Source organism: Helicobacter mastomyrinus, assembly GCF_039555295.1.
In the GTDB taxonomy this organism is placed as follows: domain Bacteria; phylum Campylobacterota; class Campylobacteria; order Campylobacterales; family Helicobacteraceae; genus Helicobacter_C; species Helicobacter_C mastomyrinus.
Genome location: NZ_CP145316.1, coordinates 1,407,252 through 1,431,615, shown reverse-complemented (window position 1 = coordinate 1,431,615; position 24,364 = coordinate 1,407,252). Strand labels below are relative to the sequence as shown.

Below are 24,364 nucleotides of genomic sequence, written 5' to 3'. Positions count from 1 at the left end.
TTACGATTACGCGGCGGGTAACACAGGTATAAAAAATCACTTTTGGTGTCTATAATGGCAAAATGGGTGCATTTACAGGCAATGTCAATAATAGCGGAAGCATTATTTACAATATGGCAGGAGCAAGTGGAGGCACACATACACTTATTAGCGGCACATTGAGCGGTGGGGGTAGTGTCGCATTACTGAATGGCAATACAGAATTTGCTACTGCTACATTGAGCACTGATAAGAGAGAAGTGATAGTAAATATCAAACAAGATGTTATTGATAGTTTTAATGCCACACTTCAATCTAACCAAAAGGCTATCGTAAATGCTTTAGGAGAGGATATTTATACTATTGCAGGAGCAAACACTCAAAGTGTTACAAGTGATGTAAATAGACTGAATAATGCCCTGTTTTCACAATTTATCTCTACGCCTTTTAGTGGGCTTGATGTGCTTAAGGGTAGTATTAGTGCAGTTTCTATAAGCACTCAAAGCAACTCACCTTTGGGTGCTGATGCGGGGGCTATTACAAGGAGTATCTTAGGTAGTGTAAATGGAGGATTTGCTGGAGTGCGATTAGGAGCGTATATTAAAATAAAAAAAGCTGTGCTATCAGTATATGGAGGTTATACCTATGGGAGTATGCGAAGCAAGGGGCAGGATTACACACTTTTAGAATCTTCTTTTAGCAATAAAAGTTATAGTTCTGGACTTGGGGCAAACTATCATTTGTATTTGCTCCCTCATAATAGACTTGAGCTAGATGTTGATGTAGGCTATTTTACCTCCTCACTTGATAGCAAACGCAAGATACAGCTCAACACTGCGGCTAATCAAATCTTTGAAGCCACATATCGCACTAATCAAGTGAGTTTAGATACAAAGCTAGGCTATCGTTTAGGAGCAAATAGAGGAAGAAGCTCCTTAAAGCCTTATTTTAGGCTTTTGCAAAGTTATAATATGTTTTCAGGCTTTACAGAAAATGCCCTCACATCAGGTATTACAGATAAGGCTAAGGCTTTATCTATGCCACAATACAATGCGTATTTTATGAGTTTAGGCGTGGGCTTAGATGGGGCATATCGCATAGATAGGAGTAAATATGTGCTTTTTGGGTTGGACTATGAGCAGTTTTTATTGAGCACACAAAAGCTGCAGTTGCAATTTATCGGGGGAGAAAAATTAAGCTTTGATAAACCCTATGATAATCGTATAGGATTGAGTATAGGTGCGAGATTTGAGCCAAGACGTAAGATACAATTAGGACTTGATGGGTATTTTAAAGCAGCTATCAATCAAGCGGATAATCTTTATTATTATGGTGTAAGCGCACTTTTGGGCTATGTGTTTTAGTAAATCTCAATTTTAAGCCCTTTGCAAGTATTGAAGCAAGAACTCTATTCACACAAGCACGAAGTGCAGGAGTAAAAGTATTATAGAATCTAGCCTTTTAAAAACTCATTTGATGATTTACACGAAGTGCTAATCCACACTTGCAAAATTCTGCCAAGATAAAATTAAGGTAAGCCTTAGTTTTGCTCTAGTGGGATTTGCCAAAGGCTGGATAAGTGTATTCTTTGAGCGCATAAAAGGGGCTTATCTCTCTTTACGTAAGGCTTTGTAGCACGAAGTGCAGCAGCAAAGAAATGGATAGAAATGTTACCTTTTTACTTTTTTGCTATGAGTTTTGTATAATTACTTTTTGTTACATATATTTTATTGTAGGATATTTATTGTTACTTTATATATGAATTGAGTATGAAGGTAATGTAGTAGAATTTATACACATAAAAAGGAGTAAGCGATGGAACTATCCAAGGAACAAGAAAAGGTGCTTTTCAGCTTCAAGCAATTTGTTTCGTTTAGAAATAAAATTTCACTGATTTTATCAGTGGTGATTCTCTGTGCTTATTATATATTTATTTTGGGCGTAGGATTATTCCCCGATGTTTTGGGGTATCGTTTAGGACCTAGCTCTATTACGCTTGGCATTATATTAGGAGTCTTTCTTATCGTATTGTGTATCGTAGCTACGGGACTTTACACATTTTTGGCAAATACATACTTTGATAAAGAGCAGCAAGAAATCCTGGATTCATTACAAAAGCACAATGTAATAGAATCGCTTCAAAACGGAGAGATTGCATATAGAGACTATAAGCCAAAACATACATCACAGGAGGCACAATAATGCAAAGATTCATCAAAATATATACATTTGTATTGCTAAGTTTAAGCCCTCTTTATGGGGCATCTATTGATATGGGTGGGGCAAAGGCAGAGGTTAATCCCATAGCTATTGGTATGTTTCTTACTTTTGTGTTAGCTACATTGTTTATTACTTATCTTTCAAATAAGAAAAGCCAATCAGCAAGTGGATTCTATACGGCTGGGGGGAATATTACCGGAGCGCAAAATGGCATAGCTATCGCTGGAGACTATATGAGTGCAGCAAGCTTCTTGGGTATTACCGCACTCGTCTTTACTAACGGCTTTGATGGGCTGATCTATTCGATTGGATTCTTGGCTGGTTGGCCTATTATTTTATTCCTCATTGCAGAAAAGTTTAGGAATCTTGGCAAATTCACCTTTGCTGATATTACCGCTTATCGCCTTGAGGCAAAGCCTATCCGCATTATTTCGGCTATTTCAGCCTTAAGTGTGATTGTCTTTTACTTGATTGCGCAAATGGTGGGGGCTGGACAGCTCATTCAGGTGCTTTTTGGATTGCCCTATACATTAGCTGTTGTGCTTGTAGGGGTGCTTATGATTTGCTATGTCGTTTTTGGAGGAATGCACGCAACTACTTGGGTGCAAATCATCAAGGCTATTTTGCTTTTAGCCGGAGCAAGTTTTATGGCGATTATGATTTTATATCATACAAAATTTGACTTGCATTATTATTTCTCTCAAGCAATCGAACATCACCCTAAGGGAGAGGCTATTATGTCTCCGGGCGGATTCTTATCTGATAGTATTTCTGCACTATCGCTTGGATTGGCGCTTATGTTTGGCACAGCTGGATTACCTCATATCCTTATGCGATTTTTTACCGTTAAAGATGCAAAAGAAGCGCGCAAGTCGGTATTTTATGCCACAGGCTTGATAGGATATTTTTATATTCTTACCTTTATTATTGGTTTTGGGGCGATTGCATTATTACTAGGCAATGCTGATTTTACCAACCCTGATGGCACTTACAATGGCATTGCTAATATGGTAGCTGTGAATCTTGCCGCAGTCATTGGCGGAGATGTGTTTTTGGGCTTTATCTCTGCAGTGGCTTTTGCTACGATTTTGGCTGTTGTGTCTGGATTAGCCATTGCTGGGGCTGGTGCGATAAGCCACGATTTATTTGTGAATGTCTGCAAAAATGGTGTGTGTGATGCTAAACTTGAGATGAAAGTAACCAAAATCGCCACAATATTTATCGGGTTATGCGCGATTGCTTTAGGTATAGTATTTGAGAAGCAAAATGTCGCTTTCACCGTGGGACTTGCCTTTGCCATTGCTGCAAGTGTGAATTTCCCTATCTTGCTTTTGTGTATTTATTGGAAAAATCTTACAACCAAAGGTGCATTTTGGGGCGGTTTATTGGGACTTATCGTGGTGCTTGTGCTAGTGATTTTAAGCCCTAGTATTTGGGTAAAGAGCTTTGGCTTTGAGAGCGCGATTTTCCCTTATGATCACCCGGCAATCTTTACTATGCCACTTACTTTTGTTGCGATATACCTTATCTCTATGCTTGATAATTCTAAACGAGCTAAGATTGATAGAGCAGGATTCAATGCGCAAAACTTTAGAGCAGAGAGTGGCGTAGGCATAAGCGAAGCAGTAGCACATTAAACTTTCTATGGAGCTTTTTAACATAATGGCTTTGAAGATTTTATTTTTAATGATTTATATTAAGGGTAAAAGGTTACAATACTCATTTCATTTATAAGTATCTTAATAAACAGAAACTTTTGGACTCCTTCTGGGAATGAGTGGGGTTTCCCTTGCAAAGTGGTCTTAAGCATAAAGTGTAGTTTTATACTTTATGCGGCCACAAAATAAACGAACGTGGGGAAGTATATGTTTCAAAAATACCTTATGCCCTTATGTATCCTTGCTTTTGTATATTTTGTATCTACAAGCGAGGCACTCACAAGCGTAAGCGCGGGACTAGCTATTTTACTTTTTGGTATGTTGAGTTTGGGAAATGGATTTCGCGCCTTTAATGGAGGATTCTTAGAAAATCTGCTTGCTACTTCTACTAATACTGCGGTTAAAAGCGTAACCTTTGGGGCAGTTGTCACAGCAATTATGCAAAGTTCTTCTTTAGTTTCAGTGCTTTCAATCTCTTTTGTATCTGCTTCATTGCTTAGTTTGGCTCAAGGTATTGGCGTGATGTTTGGTGCGAATCTAGGCAATAGTGCGGGTTCGTGGTTGATTGCCGGGGTGAGTGGCATGAAAATCTCTGCTTTAGCGCTGCCACTGATTGTAGGAGGTGTGTTGTTTAATTTTCAAAATGCAAAATCGGCTAAAGGGGTAGGACAGATTCTTATAGGGATTGGCTTTTTCTTTTTGGGCGTGGGCTATATCAAAGATGGTTTTGAGGAATATAAGGAGGTCGTTGATTTTGCGCAGTATTCTATGGAAGGGTTGCGTGGGGTGCTACTTTTTGTAGGGCTTGGGGCATTGATGACGGCTATTGTGCAAAGCTCACACGCGACTTTGACGATTATTATTTCGGCTTTTGCCACAGGTAGCCTGATGTATGAGAATGCCCTTGCAGCGACGCTTGGGACAAGTGTAGGAGGAGTAATGACAGCTCTTATCTCTTCCCTTGGCACAAATATTGATGGCAAACGATTAGCCGTAGCAAATTGTATTTTTAATTTTGGTATAGCAGTCCTTGTGATTGCTACTTTTGATTATTTTGTATGGATAAATAGCACGCTTTCCTCACTACTTGACTTAAGTGAGGAAAGCGTGCTAAGGATTGCTGTTTTTCACACACTTTTTAATTTTGTTGCTGTTGTGCTGCTTCTACCGCTTATACCTAAAATATCCTCTTTCCTTGAAAGGGTTTTAAAAGAGAAAAGCACACAGGTGGATAAACCCCTATACGTAAATGATACGATCGTGCAATATCAAGATACAGCTTTGCTAGCCCTTAGACACGAGATTGGACATCTCTATGATAACGCTTTTGAGCTTATCGCCCATACACTTGGCTTTTCACGTGCGGATATTAAGAGTAAAAAAGATATAAATGACATTCTTAAGGCAAATATATGGGCAAAAGAAGATATAGATGTAGAGATTTTTTATATTAAAAAAATTAAAGTCCTTTTTAATGCAATCTTAGATTTTTCCACACAAGCTCAAGCCCACACACAAGATCAAAACTATATCCGTAAGTTTGCACTGCTTACTTCATCTGCCCGTCATATCGTAGAGGCTATCAAAAATATGGAGCTTTTGCAGCCTAATCTCAAGAAAAATAGTCTTTCTAAAAATGTAATTCTCTCAAATGAATATAATAACCTAAGGATACATTTAGCCTTGCTTTTGCGCAATATTAATGAGATTAATACTTATGAGGATATGCACCCCCAAGAAGTCATTGTAAAGCTTAAGGCGGAGAAAAAGGTGTTTAAAAAAATGGATAAAAACTCTATTTTATATATTGAATCTTTACTAAGCAAAAAAGAATTAAGCGTGCAAAATAGCACTTCTTTGCTTAATGCAGTGGGGTTTAGCCATAGTATTGCTAAGGAGCTTATTAATGCAATGATTCAGATTCAAAAGACGTATTTTGAAGAAGGGGGTGAAGCAGAGAGCAGTGGGGGAATAGCAGGTAATACCGATGAAGAATAAACAGCGTTTTTTGCTTAGCTTTTTGATCATAGGTATTATTTGTTTTGTATCAGTTATTGCTTACAAGGTGTTTTTCTTGCATTCATTTCATGCTTATAGCTTGCAAGCGCTGGAGTCAAAATATGCACATATCGCTCCTACACAGTGGGGTGAGGATTTGCAAGGCATTACTACACTTTTGCCAAATGATTCTAAACCTACTATCTATCTTACTTTTGATGCCTGTGGTGGCGACTATGATAAGGCATTGATTGATTATCTTATCACACAGCAGATTCCAGCGACTTTATTTATCAACTCGCGTTGGATTGATAAACACCCTAGTGAGTTTTTAGCCCTAGCACATAATCCACTTTTTTCTATACAAAATCACGGCACAAGACATCTCCCATTAAGTGTGAATGGCAGAAGCATTTATAATATCAAGGGCACAAATTCTATAAAAGAAATTTATGATGAAGTAATGGGAAATGATAAGCGCATTTTTACACTCACAGGCAAGAAACCACGATATTTTCGTTCAGGCACGGCGTATTATGATGAGGTAGCAGTTAGCATACTCAAAGATTTGAATTATGAAATTGCGGGATTTGATGTGCTAGGCGATGGCGGAGCGACCTTTTCTAAAAAGAAAATACTAGAGCAAATCTCAAAAGTAAGAAATGGCAGTATTTTGATTTATCACTTTAATAAACCTAAAAGCGATACTTTTGCAGGGATTAAAGAAGTTGTCCCTCTGCTTACCCAAAAGGGTTTTACTTTTGGTAAGCTAGAGTAGATTGAGGTCTTAGTTACCTTTAACAATAGTTGTTGAAGCAGTGTAAATACCTAAAATACTCCATATTTTTGTATCTACACTTTTGATTTGGGAAACATTGCCATTTCTGCTGGCTGCATCAACAGAGCAATCACCTACAGAGATAAGACCAAGAATATTTGAGCAAGTAGCTCGACCTTCTTTAGAACTTCCAGCTGCAGAAGTAGCTGCTACAGGACCAGTCATATCAGAATATAATGCTCCTGAAGCAAGTCCAGCTGTGCTGCCAATTGCACAACCACTAAAAAATGCCATTGCACCGCCTATACCTAAAGCTAAAACAAGCTTCTTCATTAAGAACTCCTTAGAAAAAAGTTACATACAAATAGAGGAATATTTCCTTATTCTAGTATGGAAGTCTATTTTAACAAAAAAAAAAAAAATAAATGCAAGGCATTTTTGAAAAGCACTATGGCGCATTTTATTATGTTACAAGAAGCCACAGAGGCACACTCACAAAGCTAAGCAAGATTCCAAACGCAATAGCACTTACTGCGAGTTTTGCATTAAGCCCTGCTTTAATCACTATAGCCCCTGCACTCACCACAGGCGGCATAGCCACCTCAATAAGCGCCATACGCCACAAATCATTGAATCCCCCAAAGCTAACGAGCACAACGATAAAAAGCATAAGAGGCGCGATTATCATTTTCCCAAACAGAAGCAGAGCGGTGAGCCTCCACTCCTCTTTAACACTTTTAAGACTCATCTGCACCCCAATGGCAAAGAGAGCTACGGGTGTAGCCGTTTGCGCAAGACTTTTAAGGGGAATAAAGAGTTCATCAGGAATCTCTAAAGGCAGAAACTTTAACGCCAAACCAAAGAGCAAAGACAGAAAGAGCGGACTTTGAAAAAGACGCAAAGTAATCGCCCTAACGCTAAAAATCCCTTTGCCATTAAGGCTTAATATAAGCGGTGCAAGGAAGGCAATAGGAATGCCTGTAACGATTTGATCATAAATAATGACTTTGTTTGCATAGGATTCCCCAAGTGCGCCATTGACAATAGGCAGTCCTAAAAAAAGCGTATTTCCAAATGCACCCATAAAGCTCATGGCAAGAATAGAATTACGCTCAAGCTTTAGCATTTTACCAATCCCAAAAAGTGCCACTCCACCGCTAATAGAGCATAATAGGCTAATTAAGCATACATATAAAAATGCGATATCAATATGTGCGTGATAAGTGCCATTGAAAATTTGTGCAGGGAGGGCGAAATTCAGCAAAAAACCAAGCAAAATACCACTTTGCTTATTCCCCACAAGGCGCAAAAGCTTGGCAATATAACCGATAAAAATAAATACAGACACACTATAAATGGCAAGGAGCATAAACAATCCAATGAATCAAAGATGAGGCGGATTCTAACACATTTACAAGTAGTTTCTATAAATCATCAATAAACCAACCCATCGTTTTTAAGGTATTGTTGGGGTAAAGATTCAGTAATGCTTGTGTAGAATGCAATTTTACTTTAAATTACCCTAAGGAAGAGCTGTGTCCCATATAGAAATAAAAATTGTATGCCTATGTTTTATTATCAGCCTTGTGTTGTGCGTGTTGATTATTGGTATGAGTAAAAAATACAGAATTTTTATTGATAGCGGCACTTCTAGTAAGCCTCAACGTTTTCATACCCTATCTACCCCTAGAGCAGGTGGCATAAGTATCTTTGGTGCGTTTTGCATTATGGTAATTCTGTGCTATTCCTCACATTTTGAGATTATGATGATTCTACTTGGTGCTAGTGTGATTTTTGCGAGTGGGCTTATAGAAGATTTTCGTGGGAATCTCTCGCCAAAAATACGACTTTTAATGCAATGTGTGGCTGCTTTTGGTGTATGTACTATGCTTGATTTGTATCTTAAAGATTTATCCCTAGGCTTTACCCTGCCCTATATAATCGGTCTATTATTTACCACATTTGCATTAGTGGGTGTAAGTAATGCTATAAATATTATTGATGGCTTTAATGGTTTAGCAAGTGGTGTGTGCTTATTGGTTTTATGTGCTATAGCGTATGTGGCTTATGATGTAGGAGATAGAGAAATATTATATTGCACATTAGCTCTTATAGGAGCAGTTGGAGGATTCTTTATATGTAACTTTCCTTTTGGATATATTTTTTTAGGTGATGGCGGAGCATATTTTTTAGGTTTTATCATAGGTATATTATTAGTCATTCTTACACAAAATAATGAATCTGTGAGTGCCTTTTTTGGCTTAAGTGTGATGATTTATCCTATATGGGAAGTCCTATTTTCGATATGGCGTAAACGTATCAAGCGTAAAATGTCCGCGACACAGCCTGACAAAGTGCATTTTCATATGCTTGTTTTTAAGCGCGTTACTCGCTCTAATGCCTATGCTTCGTGCTTGATTTTGGCATTGAATATCCCTTTTGTTGCCCTAAGCGTCTATTACTATCATCACACAGTTATTTTGCTTGTGCTATGTGCGGCATTTGCGCTATGCTATACCTATTTTTATGCAAAATTAACTCGCTTTGGGCTTTAATACTCTTTAAAAAAAGATGTTGTATGAACTACGCATATTTGAGGGTATCAACTCACAAGCAAAGTATTGAAAATCAATATTTTGAAATTCAAAAATGGTGTGAAAAGCATCATATTCATATTGATTCTGTCTGTGCGGAACCAATAAGCGGTATGATTAGTCCTAGCTATCGTCAACTTGGCAAAATCATCAAAAAAGCTAAGAGGGGAGATTGCCTTATTATCTGTGAAATTTCCCGTCTTGGCAGGAGTATTTTGCAGATTATGGGTGTGCTTAATCAATGTATGGAGCGAGGCATTACGATTTACTCTATTAAAGAAAACTACGAATTAGGGGATAATATTAACTCTAAGGTTTTAGCCTTTGCATTTGGGCTAAATGCGGAGATTGAGCGGCATCTTATCTCTCAACGCACCAAAGAAGCCCTCTTGCGTATCAAGCACGAGGGGAGAAAGCTTGGGCGACCACAGGGCAGCACGCCTCTTTCTGCCTTAAAACTTTATCCTCATAAAGATTCTATATTGTATATGCGCCAAAAGCAAATCCCGCTGGTGCAAATAGCTCAAAAATTCAAAGTAAATCGCAAGACATTAAGTGCTTTTCTTCACAGGCTTGATACACAATAGTTTCTTTCCAATCCCTTATACGCAATGAGATAAATGGCTGTAAACCCCACAATAAAAGCTATAAGTATATATGTGCGAGAATAGAAGGCAATGCTTATGCCAATGATAAGAATCTGCACACACAAAATAGCACTTGAGGTAAGAGCATTGCTTTTTAGCTTTTTAAAAAGCAATGTATGCAAATGCAAATCATCAGGGCTAGTAGCATTTAGTCCACGCTTCTTGCGTCGCCATATCGAAAATAGGACTTCCCATATAGGATAAATCATCACACTTAAGCCAAAAAAGGCACTCACAGATTCATTATTTTGTGTAAGAATGACTAATAATATACCTATGATAAAACCTAAAAAATATGCTCCGCCATCACCTAAAAAAATATATCCAAAAGGAAAGTTACATATAAAGAATCCTCCAACTGCTCCTATAAGAGCTAATGTGCAATATAATATTTCTCTATCTCCTACATCATAAGCCACATACGCTATAGCACATAAAACCAATAAGCACACACCACTTGCTAAACCATTAAAGCCATCAATAATATTTATAGCATTACTTACACCCACTAATGCAAATGTGGTAAATAATAGACCGATTATATAGGGCAAAAAGCAGCCAATATAAAATATCTTATGACTTAAAATTGTTTGAGTGATTGGCAGGCTTGTTTATCCTGCCCGAAGTAGCACTTGCGTTGCAATTCCTCATAGATTTTTAAATCAATTTCTTGCTTTTGCTCTAGTTTTTGCTTCTCTTGCGCCTTTTGTTCGCGATATTCTCTCATTTGAAAATAATTTGCAATATACATAAAAAAACAAACACATAAAATCATCAAAACATCTACCTTACGTAATTTCTTAATTCGCTCACAAAAGCCACATCTCATTGCCCTCTCCTTACTTTTGTAATTTCTTGCGTAAAAATACCATTATGCTCTCCATCACATCGTCCCAATCCTTGCTAGGCGATACCACGCTTTCCTTGCTATTATCCGCATACACAAAAGTGATATTCTGCCCATAGTGCATTATTTGCTTCAAAGCACAAGCGTTAGCTAAGACTTTTATGCGTATGAGTTCCAAAAAGGCTTCACTCTCCTTATCAAGCGCACCAAACCTATCAAAAATCTCAGATTCTATATCATTGACCGCGCTTATATTCTCACAAAGCGATAATCGCCGATACAGCTCCAAGCGCAATTTATCGCTTGCGATAAGCTGAGGGTTAAGATAGGCATTGATATTAAGCTTTAGATCACATTGACTTTGTGCTGCCACGCCCTTACCGCTTAAATAATGAATGCACTCCTCCAGCATACGTAAATACAATCCATAGCCGATATTTTTAATATGTCCGCTCTGCGCCTCTCCTAGAAGATTCCCACCACCTCGTATCTCTAGATCATAATAGGCTAAATTTTCCCCGCTGCCTAGATATGAATTTTTCTCTAATGCCATAAGCCGCTTTTTTGCTTCAGGCGTGATAGAATCCATATCTTGAAGCAAAAAGTAGCAAAACCCCTCTTTATTACTCCGCCCTACACGTCCTCGCAGCTGATGCAGATCCGCTATGCCAAATCTATCCGCCACAGCCACAATAATCGTGTTGGCATTAGGGAGATGAATGCCAGATTCTACAATGCTCGTGCAAAGTAAAAGATTGTATTTATTTGCTGCAAAATCACACATAATAGCCTCGCTTGTGGCATTATCCACTTGTGAATGCAATATAGCGATTTTAAGCTGTGGAAGGAGGCTTTGTAATTCATTAGCCCTTTTTTGAATACTTGCGATGTTATTATGAATATAAAATACCTGCCCACCACGCCTAAGCTCACGCAAAATCACTTCTTTAAGCAATGAATCTTTGCTAACTTTAATAAATGTCCGCACCGGAATTCTGTCCATCGGGGGAGTCTGCAGTGAACTTAGGGACTTGATTTGTGAGAGTGCCATATTAAGCGTGCGCGGGATAGGCGTAGCACTCATACTTAAAAGATGCGTATTAGCGCTTATCTCCTTGATACGTTCTTTTTGCTTCACGCCAAACTTATGCTCCTCATCTACCACAATAAGCCCTAATTTTGCAAACTCCGCCCCAAAAAGCGCGTGAGTGCCTACCACCACTTGCACTTCATTATTTTTAAGTGCCCAAAAAAGCTGCTTTTTCTCACTGCCTTTTAAGAATCTATCACATCGTCCCACACGCACACCAAAAGGTGATAATCGCGCTACAAGGGCGTGATAATGCTGTGAGCAAAGCAATGTAGTAGGCACTATCATTGCGGACTGATAACCGGACAAATAGGTAGCATATATGGCATTCATCGCCACTTCTGTTTTGCCAAAGCCCACATCGCCACTTAGCAGTCTATCCATTACCTTGCCCGAAGATAAATCCGCATAAATCTCCTCAATGCTACGCACTTGATCTTTTGTAAGAGTGAATCCACAGGCATTTTGAAATGTAAGCAATGCAGGATTTTGCACCTCAATCTTTATGCCTTGTAAAAGGTTGCGCTTAGCGGCAAGCTCAATAATACCATTGGCAATTTCTAAAAGCTTTACCCTCACCTTTTGCTTGAGTTTCGCAAAACTGCCTTTCCCTAGCCTATCAAGGAGGGGTATCTGCCCAGAATCTGCCACATATCTATCAATCATATTAAGATTCTCAACCGGTAATAAAAGTCTATCCTCACCCTGATAAGCAATTTCAATAAAATCCCTCACCACCCCAGCAATTTGGGCAGATTTTAACCCCATAAATAGCCCTATGCCATATTCACTATGCACGACATATTCACCCTGTGCGATTTCATTGAGCTTTAAGGTAGGCTTTTTATGCTTGAGCTTTGGTGCAAAGGTATTGAGCGAAAGGAGCAATTCATCAGGTGTGATAAGATTCACAACCGCGCTAGAATGCTTTATTTTAACACCCTCTAAATCACTTTTATCATAGGCTTTAAGCTTAATATCATTATGCGTTATGAGCGTAATAGCGCGATTAGAATGTGTCCTTATCATTGAGACAAGATTATTTGGCACGAAGTTTATATCGCTGTATCCCTCGCATATTTCACACACACACAAAGATTCTATATCTTTTAAAGGCAGGGCTTTCTCCATAGGATTAAGGCTATAGATCTCACTTGCCTCACTCAAAGCCTCTTGTGTAAGCAACGTGCAATATTGTAACGGCAGAAAATGTGCTCCCTCTCCTAGAAACCAGAATCCAAACGAGGCTATATCTTTACTGAATCCTTCAAAATTGCTCTTTTGTACTTGAGATTGGATACTTTCACTCTCTTGTGGATTGAGTGAAAAAAGCGCAGGAGGGATACATAGCTCTTGCAATTCATTGGGATTACTCATCTGTGTATGTATGTCAAAAGTGCGTATGCTCTCTACCTCATCATCAAAAAACGCAATGCGATTAGGATTGCCACTATAAGGGATAAAAATATCAATAATATCTCCTCTAAAGCTCACTTCCCCCTCTAGCTCCACCACCTCCACACATTCATATCCATACTCAATAATCTGCTCTTTAAGCGCGGAAAAATCATAATGAGAGGAGCGTGTGAGCGTAAAAGATTGTAATATATCTTGCTTAGGAAGCGCATATAGCACACTTGCGATAGGGGAGATAAGAATCTTAGGGAATTTTGCCTCATAAAATTTCCGTAATACATTGAGCGTGTGTAAAAACTCCTCGCGAAAGGAGCTTAAATCATCGCCAAAATGTATGGGTAGCTCGGGCAAGACAAAGGGCGTGGGAGAGCCAAATAAGCTAAAGACTTCACAAGCATCTTGGGCTTGTTTAGAATCATTAGTAAGGAGTAGCTCGTAAGTGAAATGCCCTTGTTTGAGAAGTCTGTACAGATGGGATTGTATCAAACTTCTCTCCCGTATTATTTATCTTTTTTAGGTAATTCAAGTGAGGCAATATCAGCTTTACTTGCCTTTAGGTCTTTGGTTTTGCTTTCCCCCATAAATATACCTTTGCGCTCAATGACAAATTCAGCCGTTGCGACTACGCCCTCTACTCGTCCCTGAGGCTTAATCTCAAGCACATTTGAGGTTACCTGCCCTATAAAGCGTCCGCTTACAATCAAACAAGCTGTTTGCACATCGCCACGCACCAAGCCACTTTTACCCACCATTACCGTGTCTTTGGAATAAATATTTCCCTCAAATTCTCCATCGATATGCAATCGACAATCTGTATTAATCTCTCCTTTAATTTTTGTGCCTTGTGCGATGATAGTTGCTCCTCCAGATGAGGCTAATCCATCAAGTTGTTTATTGTCGCTAACAAAGATTGCCATACTACACTCCTTTCTTTTTCAAAAATTGAATCAAAATTGCTCATCTTCCATTCCATAAAGTTTTTAGGATCAATGACTTTCCCTAAAAATCGTATTTCATAATGAAGATGAGGACCAGTGCTTTGTCCTGTATTGCCACTATAAGCGATGAGCTGCCCACGTTTGACAAACATTCCTTTTTGCACCACTATTTTATTCAAATGGGCATAATATGTCATAAACCCGAGTGAATGATCTATTTTAACAAGATAACCATAACCACCTGTTGAAAAATTTGCTGAAGTTACAACACCATCAGCCGTAGCATATACAGGTGTGCCAATAGGTGTCGCAAAATCTACACCTGTATGCAAATGACGTGTGAAAAATAAGGGGTGCGTCCTATACCCATAAGGTGCGGAAATGCGATTATATCCTGCCATAGGATAGCCATTAGGGACAAATTTCATCACAAAAGCCTTTTGTGTGCCTGTGAGTGAAGCCGCATCAATACGATGTTCTAAATTGCTCTCTCCTTCTTCTAATGGCTGCATAGATACGCCAATGATACTTTCTAAATCCTCTACACGATTATCTACTTGTGTCATTTCCTCGATTCTCTGCTCGATTTGAATATTAAGCGCTTCGTTTTTGGCAAGCATTCTTTCATAACGTTTAATAATTGTCTCATTCAATACAGACATTTTATTAATCTCTGCGCTAAAAGTTTTAATGGAAACCACTCCAAAAACCATTAGTGTTAAAATAAATACAACCACATAAAGACTAATTTGCTTAAAAATAGCGCTTACATTAAAATAACGCGATCCATTTTGATCGGTAATCATAAGCACTAAGCGGGATTTATTCAAACTCATTATGATTGGTTAATAAGCTCTTAAGTGGTCTTCGCCTTGGTAGCTCACACGATAATTTTTTAGCTGAATAATATCATCAAGCGCCCACACTAAACTCTTCCAATCAATGGCATTATTTACATCAATCACTTGGGTAAAATTCTCATTATTCCAATCAGTGTAATTTGCCACGGGAAGAGCAGAATCAATAAAATGTAAATCATAATACAAACTTGCATTTGCACCACTATATCCTATCACCTGTCCTTTAGTTACAAAATCGCCCTTTTGTACCACTACCTTGCCTAAATGCCCATAGCTTGAGGTAAAGCCATAAGAATGCTGAATTTGCACAAGATGATTTTCTCCTCCTGCTACCCGCACAGAATCAATAATGCCATTTGCCGTAGCATATACAGGTGTGCCTTGAACAAGTGTATAGATAGAAGCACTCTTGCTAGGAAAATTTTTAGAGGCAAAATCATCTACAGGATTGCCATTTGGAATAATCTTCAAAATCATATCTTTTTGTAGAGGAGTAAGAGAATCTAAATCAATATCTTGGTGATGATAGGTTTCGTGATTACGTTGATGCACATTTACAATATTTTCAAGTTCATTGATTTTACTGCTGATCTTAAGGAATTCATTGGTTTTGTAATCAATATTCCGCTCTAGCTCACTATTTTTTTCATAAATGCTTTGAAAGTTCTCACGCACTTGTATATTGTTTGCCAAAATGACTTCAAGTTCACTCATTAAAAAGCGTGCCGCAATGAAATATAAAACAACAATTGCTAAAGTGCCAACCCCAGCAATAAGCGCTATTTTCTGCACTAGATGATGAACGCTAAACTGCCTTGAACCATTATCATCAATAATAGATATCATCAATTTATCTTGCATTATGTCCCTTTGTATAGTTGTAAAAATGTCTCTACGACACTAAAGGAGCCAAAAACGAGATAATCCTCATTTTCTTTCATCTGCCCCACATCAAAGTCCTCATATTGAATCGCTAGTGCTTCCAAAGTCTTAATTAAGCTCTCTTTGGGGCATATCCTAGAATGTTCCACCGATAATATTAAAACTTCCTTAATAATTGGCAAAAGCGTGCGCAAAATGGCTTCAATATCTTTTTGAAGATAGCTATTATACACAAGATTCACTCTTTTTTCCCTAAAATATTCGCGTATGACCCTTGCTCCATCGATATTATGCCCTACATCAAGCGTAATATGGGGCGTTAGAGCTTCACATCGCCCACGAAGGCTTAAGGGCTTCAATGTGCTGAAATCAAATTTCATTCCAAAAAATGCAAGAGTGCGTATGGCTGTGTGCAGATTATCACATAAAAATGCGGGGAGAGAATAGGTTTTAATATATTTTTCAAATCCCTTTAAATCATCGTCTAAATGCCTTTTATAATCCATTTGCCACACATCACATTGCAATGCTTTTTGTTGAGCCATTTGCAAGGCAAGCTGCTCTACTATTTCATATTGTTGCTTTGCTACTATTACCCGCCCACTCATTGCCCTAAGCTTTGTTAATGCAATTTCTTCTATGCTATTACCCAACATTTCTTGGTGGTCTAGCCCAATAAGTGTATAAACACTCGTATTTGCACCTATCACAGAGGTAGAATCATACTCTCCGCCCACTCCTGCCTCTAGCACAAGATATTCATAATCCTTTGCCAAAAACAATGCCAAAAATGTAGCATATTCAAAATAGCTTGCCTCACGCACAGATTCTATGCTCCAAAGGTGCTGATGTGCTGCTTCAAGGGCTGAGAAGCTTATATCGTTTTGAGAATCTGGTGTAGCAAGATAAAAACGCTCATTAAAGCCGAAAATGTGCGGGGAGCTAAAATGCAGCGCCCTCTTGCCATTTTGTGCTAAGCCCATAGCAATAAATCGCCCCGTGCTGCCCTTGCCATTTGTCCCCATAATATGTATGATCTTACAGCTTTTGCCCAAATATTCATCCAATCCGCATAATGGCGCGATTTGCTTATAGATTCTATGCACTCGCGTAGTGTCAAAGGGTGCATATTCCCCACCTTTGCTTATAAGCACTTCATCAAGTGTTGGCATTTTTACCCCTATGACTTTGCTACAAAAGAGGGTGATAGCGTATCATCAAGCAAAGAGAGAAGTTTTTGGTTTAACTCCTCTAAAGTGTCAAATTCACTTCCGTTAAACATATTTAATTCTAACTCAAGAGCAAACAACACTCCTTGATATGAAAATTTCTGCTTCTCTAGCTGTTGTATGATAGGCTCAATTTCTTTAAGCACATTTTGGGTGTCCATATCCTTACATATCAGCACAAAACCACTATTGTAATATCCGGCTAATGAAGCATTTTGAATGGCAAGAAGGCATTTTTTCTTTAGAATCTCCATAGCTTTACTTAATGCTTGCTTGGTATCAATGTTTACTCCTTGGCTCAAAAAGGATACATTATTGACCTTTAACAGAGCTAAGCAGCTATTATGTATTTGCTCTTCTGTTACAATAGGGGTATTTTGAGCTATTTTTTTAATCCCTAGTATCTTTTCTATCCTTTCAAGGATACGTAGTTCAATCAATGCTTGAGGATGCATCATTAGCATAGAGGAAAGCTCCAATGCTTCCTTGCTTATAGTCCCTTGTGAATTGGGCTTGCGGAGTGTGAATACAACTATTCCTATTATCTTTTTAAGCACATCAATATGCACCTTAGATTCTCGAAATTGTGTCCAACCCTCTATAAGTCTTTTTGTGCTGTTAATGTAATTAAGCCCATTTGAACGGAAGAGAAAATCAAAGCGATTTTTTGCTCCAATGGAGAATACATCAGCAATAATTCCAAGTAGCTTGCGGATAAGTGTTTTGAGCTGATGTGTATGCTCTATAGAATATGTTTCTTTGGTTTCTTTTAGTATCGATGCGAGCATATCGATAAATTCATTAGGATTACGTGCGGCCTTAAGTTGCTCTTGTGCATTTTTATCAAAGTCAAATTTGTTGAGCCAATACTTCTGCCAATTGAGCTCCTCTATCTGCTCTCCACCCTCACGCTTAGCAATCTCATAAAAAGTCTCGAAATAAGCTAAAGGTGTGGGAGGTTTCTTAGATGATTCTAACTTTTGTAAAGCTTTGCGGGAAATATCATCGATTTTCATCATAAAACTCCCCATAATATGCTACTTGGGAGATAAATTTATCTAAGGCTACATTAGCCGCATTTGCAATAGAATCTAAACGATATTGATCAAGCACAATCGTTGAGGTAAAATCTGCACTATAATCATAATATCCGCTATTTGTTACATCAAAATTTGATCCATCAGTATTTTCAAAATGAATGCCAAGCACAATATTAGTGCGATAATAACTCACAAATCCTTGCTGATTATAGGCAATAGGTGTTTGAGTAAGGTTTTGCACATCAATTTTTAAGAAACTCTTTGCTTCCTGTCTAGTCTTAAGTTTGCTTCCAAACCGCTTAATTACTGCATTATTTACCGCATCTTTAATCCCCGGACTAGATTCTGGCACAGAGGAATTGACTATAATATCCACATACACGCCATCTTTAAAAATATTTTGTGCATAATGTGCCACAGGCTGATAGCCACAGCCCACAAAAAACCATAAAGCCACCACCAATACGACAAATCTCATCATTTCACCACAAAATTGACAAGCTTTTTGGGCACGATGATTTCTTTAAGAATCTGCGTTTCTTGCAACCATTTTTCCACATTTTGCTTGGCTTGAGAGATAAGCTCCTCATTTGTTAGATTGAGTGGCACTTCCATTTCTGCACGTTTTTTGCCATTAATGGTTATGGCATAGGTTATTTGTTCTTTTATCAAAGCAGCTTCATCAACTACAATATATTTAAAATTGCTTAGCTTAAAGTATTTCTCGCTCAGTTCCCAGCAGATATGTGGCACAATAGGCTCTAAAATATGTAGCAAAATATAATATCCCTCGCTCCACACTTGTGTATTATCTTGCTCACTTAAGGCATTAAAAGCTTCCATAGCCGCTGCAATAAGCGTATTAAAAGGATAACCTGCTTGTTTTTTGCTAAAAATATCGTGGCTTTTTTGCAAGGCTTCATAGACTTTTTGTCGTGCATATTGCTCGGCTTTGCTTAAGGATTGATGATTAATAGAGGGCTTTTCTTCACAAGATTCTATATGAGCTGCCCTATCCCACAGCCGTTTTAAGAATCTATATGACCCCTCTAGTGCGCTATCATTCCATTCTAGCTCACGCACAGGCGGTGCGGCAAATAACACAAAAAGCCGCGCACTATCCGCCCCATAACGCGCGATAATATCATTGGGATTAACGACATTTCCCTTGCTCTTACTCATTTTTGCACCATTTTTTAGCACCATACCTTGTGTAAGCAGGTTTGCAAATGGCTCATTAATCTCCACATAGCCTAAATCACGTAATACCTTAGTGAAAAATCGCGCATAGAGCAAATGCAAAATAGCGTGTTCTATCCCGCCGATGTATTCATCGACATTGAGCCAATATGCCAAATGTGCCTTATCAAAGGGCTTTTCCTGCCACATAGATGAGGGCGTAGTGTAACGCAAGAAATACCAACTTGATTGCACGAAGGTATCCATCGTATCGCTTTCACGTATGGCTTCCTTGCCACATTGTGGGCAATGGCAATACTTCCAGCTTTTATGCTTATCGAGCGGATTGCCCTCGCCATCTATCACCACATCTTCAGGCAAAGTAATGGGGAGATTGGCATATTTTTCAGGCACAATGCCACAGGATTCACAATGCACCATAGGGATAGGCGCACCCCAATATCGCTGCCGCGAAACGCCCCAATCACGCAAACGATACATTATCACGCCCTTGCCTATACCCCTTTTTTCAAAAAGCGCGATAATGGCTTCTTTTGCCTCTGCGCTACTTAAGCCATCAAACTCCCCACTATTGACCAAATAGCCCTCTTCAATATCCGCTACTGCCTGTATATTCTCTGTGGAAATCTTAGCATTTTTATCTTTTACAATCACGCATTTAATGGGGAGATTATAAGTCTTAGCAAACTCAAAGTCCCGCTCATCGTGCATTGGCACACTCATAATCGCTCCCGTGCCATACTCCATAAGCACGAAGTTTGCTACCCATACGGGAATTTCCTCATTTGTCAGCGGGTGGATAACGCGCACTCCCAAATCAAAGCCGATTTTATCCTTTTGCGCCCTATCCCGCGCATTTGTGTTTCTTATGTTTTGAATAGATTCTATTAAATGTGGCGCGAGATGATTTTGCGCTAATAGAGCCTCTATGATAGGGTGTTCTGGCGCTAAGGCACAATATGTAGCTCCAAAAATCGTATCCGCACGTGTAGTAAAAACCGAAAGCGTCTCTATGCCCGTTTTTTGTATAGAATCTGCGCTCAAAACAAAGTCAAAATGCAGCCCTTTAGACTTGCCTATCCAATTTCTTTGCATACTTAGCACTTGCGGAGGCCAATGCCCCTCTAATATGTCTAAATCGCTCAATAGCTCTTCGGCATAAGATGTAATCTTAATATAGTATTGAAACATCTGCTTTTGCACCACAGGCGTATCGCAGCGCCAACATTTCCCATCAATGACTTGCTCATTTGCTAGAATCGTCTTATCATTAGGACAGTAATTTAAATACGCCTCTTTGCGATAGATAAGCCCCTTTTCCCACATTTTGATGAAAAATTCCTGCTCAAAACGTGTATAAATGCTATCACTTGTAGCAAACTCTCGCTCTTGTGAAAAACTAAGCCCAAGTGAGCTAAGCTCCCTCCTCATCGTGTCTATATTACTATACGTCCAAGCCTTAGGGTGGCTTTTATGCTTGATGGCTGCATTTTCTGCAGGCATACCAAAGGCGTCCCAACCCATAGGATGCAGGACATTATAACCACTTTGACGATAATTTCTAGCGAGTGCATCACTGATACAATAATTCCGCACGTGCCCCATATGGATATTCCCACTAGGATAGGGAAACATACTTAAGATATACTTTTTCTTTTTTTGAGAATCTAACGCTAGAGGCTCAAAGCTCCTATGCTCCTGCCAATAGCGCTGCCACTTAGATTCTATCTCTTTTGGGTTATACTCCTGTGCCATATCTCACTCGCTTTTGCAAAATAAAAAGGCAATTATAAGCCAAAAGCTTAAATCAATAAGGCTATATCATTATTAAGAACAGTCTATAATATCAAAATCACGGATTTTTCTGCTCCTTGTTTTCTACTTGTGAATTGTTTTATTTGAAGTTTAAGATTCTTTAAATAGTTTTTAGCAAGAAAAAAAAAGGGGGGGGATTTGCTTCTACTTCCTTTTTAAGGGGCTTATTTATATAGCACGATAATAGAAATAGTAGCCATATAAACTTTATAAATCAATAAATCAAGCTATTCCACGTGCATCAAGAGCGCGATGAAGCGTCTTGTTAAGATCTCTTGTTAAATCAGGATTAAGCTCTTTGAGACGCTCTTCGGCATTAATGATAAGTTCTGTCGAGGTATTTCTATGCACAGTTACTGCAAACAAAAAGGCTTTTTTACGATAGTCGCTCAATTGAAGATCGTTATAGTATGTAAAGAAGCTTTCTGCTGCTTTACGAAGTTGAATCAAATCGCTTTTAGGATTGTCTAAAACCTTCATAATATCTTCTATGTTTGTTTGCATTTCTACTTCTATCGAAGGCTCAGGCTTTTTAGGGGCTGGTCCAAAAAACCATAGGGCTACAACTAGCGCCAATACAGCCACACAAAATATGCTTATAAGCATAAAAAGACTATTGGGGGACAAATCCATAACAATCCTTGCAATAATTTCAATAAAGCAATTATCAATTTTAACATAATATTATGCTATTGTGGCTAAAATTCTTCATATCTAAAAGCACTTTAAGAGAATAAAAAGTAAAAAAATATTGCCTAACTTGGGGAAAGCACTAAGGAGAAAGTATGGATTATCTTGATCTTGCAAAAACCTATCAAACACCACTTTATGTGTATGATTTAGGGGCTATCACTCACGCATTTAATGCAATAAAAGACGCTTTCAAGGCACGCAAATCACTTATCTGCTACGCATTAAAAGCAAATTCAAATCTCTCTATTATCCACCATTTAGCCACGCTTGGCAGTGGAGCGGATTGTGTGTCTATTGGTGAGGTAAAGAGGGCGTTAAAAGCGGGGATTCCTAAGTATAAGATTATTTTTAGCGGTGTGGGGAAACGTGATGATGAGATTCTACAAGCCTTGCAAGCGGATATTTTATTTATCAATGTAGAGAGTGAGGAGGAATTAACGCGTATAGAATCTTTAGCAAAAAGCATTAATACAATCGCGCGGATCTCTGTGCGGGTCAATCCTAATATCGATGCTAAAACGCACCCCTACATCTCCACAGGTTTGCACGAAAACAAGTTTGGCGTAGATATAGAACAAGCTAAATCAATGTATATTTTTGCGAAAAATTCCCCATTTCTTGAGCCTGTGGGGATTCACTTTCATATCGGCTCCCAACTTACAGAGCTAGAGCCCATCAAACAAGCAGCGCAAAAAATCGCAGAACTCGCCCATAGTCTCCTAGCACTTAAAATTGATTTGAAGTTTTTTGATGTAGGTGGAGGCATTGGCATACAATATACTAATGAAACACTTATTAATCCTTATGACTATACACAGGCGATTTTAGGAGCATTATATGGGCTTGATTTGACAATTATTTGTGAGCCCGGACGTTTCCTTGTGGGCAATAGCGGTGTGCTACTCACAAGTGTGCTTTATGAGAAGCACAATGGCACAAAGCGATTTGTAATTGTCGATGCAGCGATGAATGACCTCATACGTCCCGCACTCTACCACGCTACACATACGATAAAATGCCTCTCACAAAGCAAACAAGGACAAAATGATAGCGCGAAGTTATGCGATATTGTGGGACCCATTTGTGAAAGTAGCGATTTTTTGGCTAAAAACATTGCCCTGCCCCCACTTAGCACAGGAGATGTGCTAATGATACGTGATGCAGGGGCGTATGGATATAGTATGGCGAGCAACTACAACACTCGTCCGCGCCCGGCTGAAGTAGCATTTATGGGTGAAAATGTGCGACTTATCAAGCATAGAGAAAATATAGAATCTATGCTCAAAGATGAAGAAAAGCTATTGCAAGAATATAAAAACGATACAGCAAAATCTATTCATAGCAAAAAGGGGATAGAGAATGACACCACAAGATGAGGTATTAGGGCAGCTACGTAAGCAAATTGATGAGATTGATGATATAATCTTTAACGCCCTAGAATCACGTATGGCTCTTGTAGCGCAAGTAGGAGCGCATAAGCATAAATATGGTAGTGCGATTTACCGCCCAGAACGTGAAAGGCAGATTATCCAAAGGCTTAATCAAAAAGGCAGTAGATATATGGATTTACGCGCGATTGAAGCAATTTATCAAGAGATTTTTGCCCTCTCACGCAATTTAGAATTGCCCCAAAAAGTCGCCTTTTTAGGACCCATTGGTAGCTTTACACATCAAGCCGCTGAAGAGCGATTTGGCGCGATGAGCGAATACATACCGCTTAATACTATCAGTGCCGTTTTTGAAGCCTTATGCACTAAACGCGTGAAATACGGAGTCGTGCCGCTTGAAAACAATGCTAATGGTATGGTGGGCGAAAGCATTGATTTGTTAGCGCGATTTGATTTTAAAATTATTGCCGATATGATTTTGCCTATACATCATAGTTTTTTGAGTAATTGCGAACATCTAGGCGAAATTAAGACCATTTTTTCTAAGGATATAGCCTTTGGGCAGTGTCGTAGCTTCCTCAATGCACACAATCTAGCGCATATTGAGCAAATACCCACAGATTCTACCGCACGTGCCGTGCAACTCGCCGCAAATACACCTCAAAGTGCTGCCATTGGCTCAAAAATCGCGGGCAAAATATATGATCTCCCTGTAATGTTTGAACATATCGAAGATTCTATCAATAATAAAACACGTTTTGTAATCATCAGTGATTTTGAGCTTCCCCCTACAGGCAGGGATAAAACCTCTCTTTTTGTGAATCTTAAAGACAAAGACCAAGTGGGCGATTTATTTCGCTTGTTGGGAGATTTTGAAAAAGAGGGTATTAATCTCACACGCATAGATTCTCGTCCTGTGCGTGAGAGGAATGACTTTAGAATGGGATTTTTTATCGATTGTGAGGGGCATTATAAAGATGCGCCCTTGCAGCGACTTTTAGCCAAAAGAGGAGAGGAAATCAAGTGGCTAGGGAGCTATATTTTTACCGATATGCGAACATAAGAGAGCAAATTCAAAAAGAGAATTAAGAG

22 protein-coding genes are annotated in these 24,364 nt (G+C 38.8%); 9 read left to right on the top strand and 13 right to left on the bottom strand.

What is annotated here, in order from left to right:
• Positions 1–62: 62 nt before the first annotated feature.
• The 5 genes from V3I05_RS07190 to V3I05_RS07170 all read left to right on the top strand — a co-directional run bounded on the left by V3I05_RS07190 (position 63) and on the right by V3I05_RS07170 (position 6,633).
• Positions 63–1,343, top strand: coding sequence for a hypothetical protein (locus V3I05_RS07190; protein ID WP_343353133.1), 1,281 nt, complete (start codon positions 63–65; stop codon positions 1,341–1,343).
• A gap of 451 nt (positions 1,344–1,794) precedes the next feature.
• Positions 1,795–2,181 (top strand): DUF485 domain-containing protein, encoded by a 387-nt coding sequence (locus V3I05_RS07185; RefSeq protein WP_300449115.1) that lies wholly within the window; start codon positions 1,795–1,797, stop codon positions 2,179–2,181.
• The gene (locus V3I05_RS07180; RefSeq protein ID WP_369699045.1) at positions 2,181–3,836 is read left to right on the top strand and encodes a cation acetate symporter; all 1,656 of its coding nucleotides are present in this window, start codon (positions 2,181–2,183) and stop codon (positions 3,834–3,836) included. The genes V3I05_RS07185 and V3I05_RS07180 overlap by 1 nt, the downstream gene beginning before the upstream one ends.
• Before the next feature lie 228 nt (positions 3,837–4,064).
• Positions 4,065–5,855, top strand: a complete 1,791-nt coding sequence (locus tag V3I05_RS07175; RefSeq protein ID WP_295702273.1) for a Na/Pi cotransporter family protein — start codon at positions 4,065–4,067, stop codon at positions 5,853–5,855.
• Between the two features lie 100 nt (positions 5,856–5,955).
• Positions 5,956–6,633, top strand: a complete 678-nt coding sequence (locus V3I05_RS07170) for a polysaccharide deacetylase family protein (RefSeq protein WP_300449116.1) — start codon at positions 5,956–5,958, stop codon at positions 6,631–6,633.
• 9 nt (positions 6,634–6,642) lie between these two features.
• On the opposite strand, the gene V3I05_RS07165 is transcribed toward V3I05_RS07170, so the two are convergent.
• Together V3I05_RS07165 and V3I05_RS07160 are read right to left on the bottom strand one after the other, a co-directional pair.
• Complete coding sequence (locus tag V3I05_RS07165) at positions 6,643–6,966, bottom strand: TRL-like family protein (protein WP_295702277.1); 324 nt, start codon at positions 6,964–6,966, stop codon at positions 6,643–6,645.
• A 130-nt stretch (positions 6,967–7,096) separates the two neighbouring features.
• Positions 7,097–8,002, bottom strand: coding sequence for an AEC family transporter (locus tag V3I05_RS07160; protein ID WP_300449117.1), 906 nt, complete (start codon positions 8,000–8,002; stop codon positions 7,097–7,099).
• 166 nt (positions 8,003–8,168) lie between these two features.
• Between V3I05_RS07160 and V3I05_RS07155 the strand changes: the two genes are divergently transcribed.
• Both V3I05_RS07155 and V3I05_RS07150 read left to right on the top strand, forming a co-directional pair.
• Positions 8,169–9,188, top strand: a complete 1,020-nt coding sequence (locus V3I05_RS07155; protein ID WP_343353129.1) for an MraY family glycosyltransferase — start codon at positions 8,169–8,171, stop codon at positions 9,186–9,188.
• Between the two features lie 23 nt (positions 9,189–9,211).
• Complete coding sequence (locus V3I05_RS07150) at positions 9,212–9,814, top strand: recombinase family protein (protein WP_343353127.1); 603 nt, start codon at positions 9,212–9,214, stop codon at positions 9,812–9,814.
• On the opposite strand, the gene V3I05_RS07145 is transcribed toward V3I05_RS07150, so the two are convergent.
• The 11 genes from V3I05_RS07145 to V3I05_RS07095 all read right to left on the bottom strand — a co-directional run bounded on the left by V3I05_RS07145 (position 9,793) and on the right by V3I05_RS07095 (position 21,824).
• Positions 9,793–10,425, bottom strand: coding sequence for an MraY family glycosyltransferase (locus V3I05_RS07145; protein WP_343353125.1), 633 nt, complete (start codon positions 10,423–10,425; stop codon positions 9,793–9,795). The two genes, V3I05_RS07150 and V3I05_RS07145, sit on opposite strands and share 22 nt — an antisense overlap.
• A gap of 29 nt (positions 10,426–10,454) precedes the next feature.
• Entirely contained in the window at positions 10,455–10,703 is a 249-nt protein-coding gene (locus V3I05_RS07140; RefSeq protein WP_295701759.1) for a hypothetical protein, read from the bottom strand.
• A gap of 10 nt (positions 10,704–10,713) precedes the next feature.
• Positions 10,714–13,713, bottom strand: a complete 3,000-nt coding sequence (mfd, locus tag V3I05_RS07135) for a transcription-repair coupling factor (RefSeq protein WP_300448661.1) — start codon at positions 13,711–13,713, stop codon at positions 10,714–10,716.
• Between the two features lie 14 nt (positions 13,714–13,727).
• Positions 13,728–14,144 carry a bactofilin family protein gene (locus V3I05_RS07130; protein WP_300448664.1) on the bottom strand — a complete coding sequence of 139 codons (417 nt, stop codon included), beginning with the start codon at positions 14,142–14,144 and terminating at the stop codon, positions 13,728–13,730.
• A complete protein-coding gene (locus V3I05_RS07125; protein WP_300448667.1) occupies positions 14,102–15,001 on the bottom strand; it encodes a M23 family metallopeptidase in 900 nt (299 codons plus the stop codon). Before V3I05_RS07125 ends, V3I05_RS07130 begins: the two co-directional genes overlap by 43 nt.
• Positions 15,002–15,010: 9 nt before the next feature.
• Positions 15,011–15,886 carry a M23 family metallopeptidase gene (locus V3I05_RS07120; RefSeq protein ID WP_343353121.1) on the bottom strand — a complete coding sequence of 292 codons (876 nt, stop codon included), beginning with the start codon at positions 15,884–15,886 and terminating at the stop codon, positions 15,011–15,013.
• Positions 15,886–17,079: a bifunctional folylpolyglutamate synthase/dihydrofolate synthase gene (locus V3I05_RS07115; RefSeq protein WP_300448673.1), complete on the bottom strand. Its 1,194-nt coding sequence runs from the start codon at positions 17,077–17,079 to the stop codon at positions 15,886–15,888. Before V3I05_RS07115 ends, V3I05_RS07120 begins: the two co-directional genes overlap by 1 nt.
• Before the next feature lie 8 nt (positions 17,080–17,087).
• A complete protein-coding gene (locus V3I05_RS07110) occupies positions 17,088–18,155 on the bottom strand; it encodes a hypothetical protein (RefSeq protein ID WP_295701768.1) in 1,068 nt (355 codons plus the stop codon).
• The gene (gene lptE, locus V3I05_RS07105; RefSeq protein WP_300448678.1) at positions 18,139–18,654 is read right to left on the bottom strand and encodes an LPS assembly lipoprotein LptE; all 516 of its coding nucleotides are present in this window, start codon (positions 18,652–18,654) and stop codon (positions 18,139–18,141) included. Before lptE ends, V3I05_RS07110 begins: the two co-directional genes overlap by 17 nt.
• The gene (leuS, locus tag V3I05_RS07100) at positions 18,654–21,131 is read right to left on the bottom strand and encodes a leucine--tRNA ligase (RefSeq protein WP_300451537.1); all 2,478 of its coding nucleotides are present in this window, start codon (positions 21,129–21,131) and stop codon (positions 18,654–18,656) included. Before leuS ends, lptE begins: the two co-directional genes overlap by 1 nt.
• Before the next feature lie 282 nt (positions 21,132–21,413).
• Positions 21,414–21,824, bottom strand: coding sequence for a hypothetical protein (locus V3I05_RS07095; RefSeq protein ID WP_300448684.1), 411 nt, complete (start codon positions 21,822–21,824; stop codon positions 21,414–21,416).
• Between the two features lie 152 nt (positions 21,825–21,976).
• Between V3I05_RS07095 and lysA the strand changes: the two genes are divergently transcribed.
• Both lysA and V3I05_RS07085 read left to right on the top strand, forming a co-directional pair.
• Positions 21,977–23,260: a diaminopimelate decarboxylase gene (gene lysA / locus V3I05_RS07090; RefSeq protein ID WP_343353117.1), complete on the top strand. Its 1,284-nt coding sequence runs from the start codon at positions 21,977–21,979 to the stop codon at positions 23,258–23,260.
• Positions 23,244–24,335, top strand: a complete 1,092-nt coding sequence (locus tag V3I05_RS07085) for a bifunctional chorismate mutase/prephenate dehydratase (protein ID WP_295701778.1) — start codon at positions 23,244–23,246, stop codon at positions 24,333–24,335. Before lysA ends, V3I05_RS07085 begins: the two co-directional genes overlap by 17 nt.
• Positions 24,336–24,364: the final 29 nt, after the last annotated feature.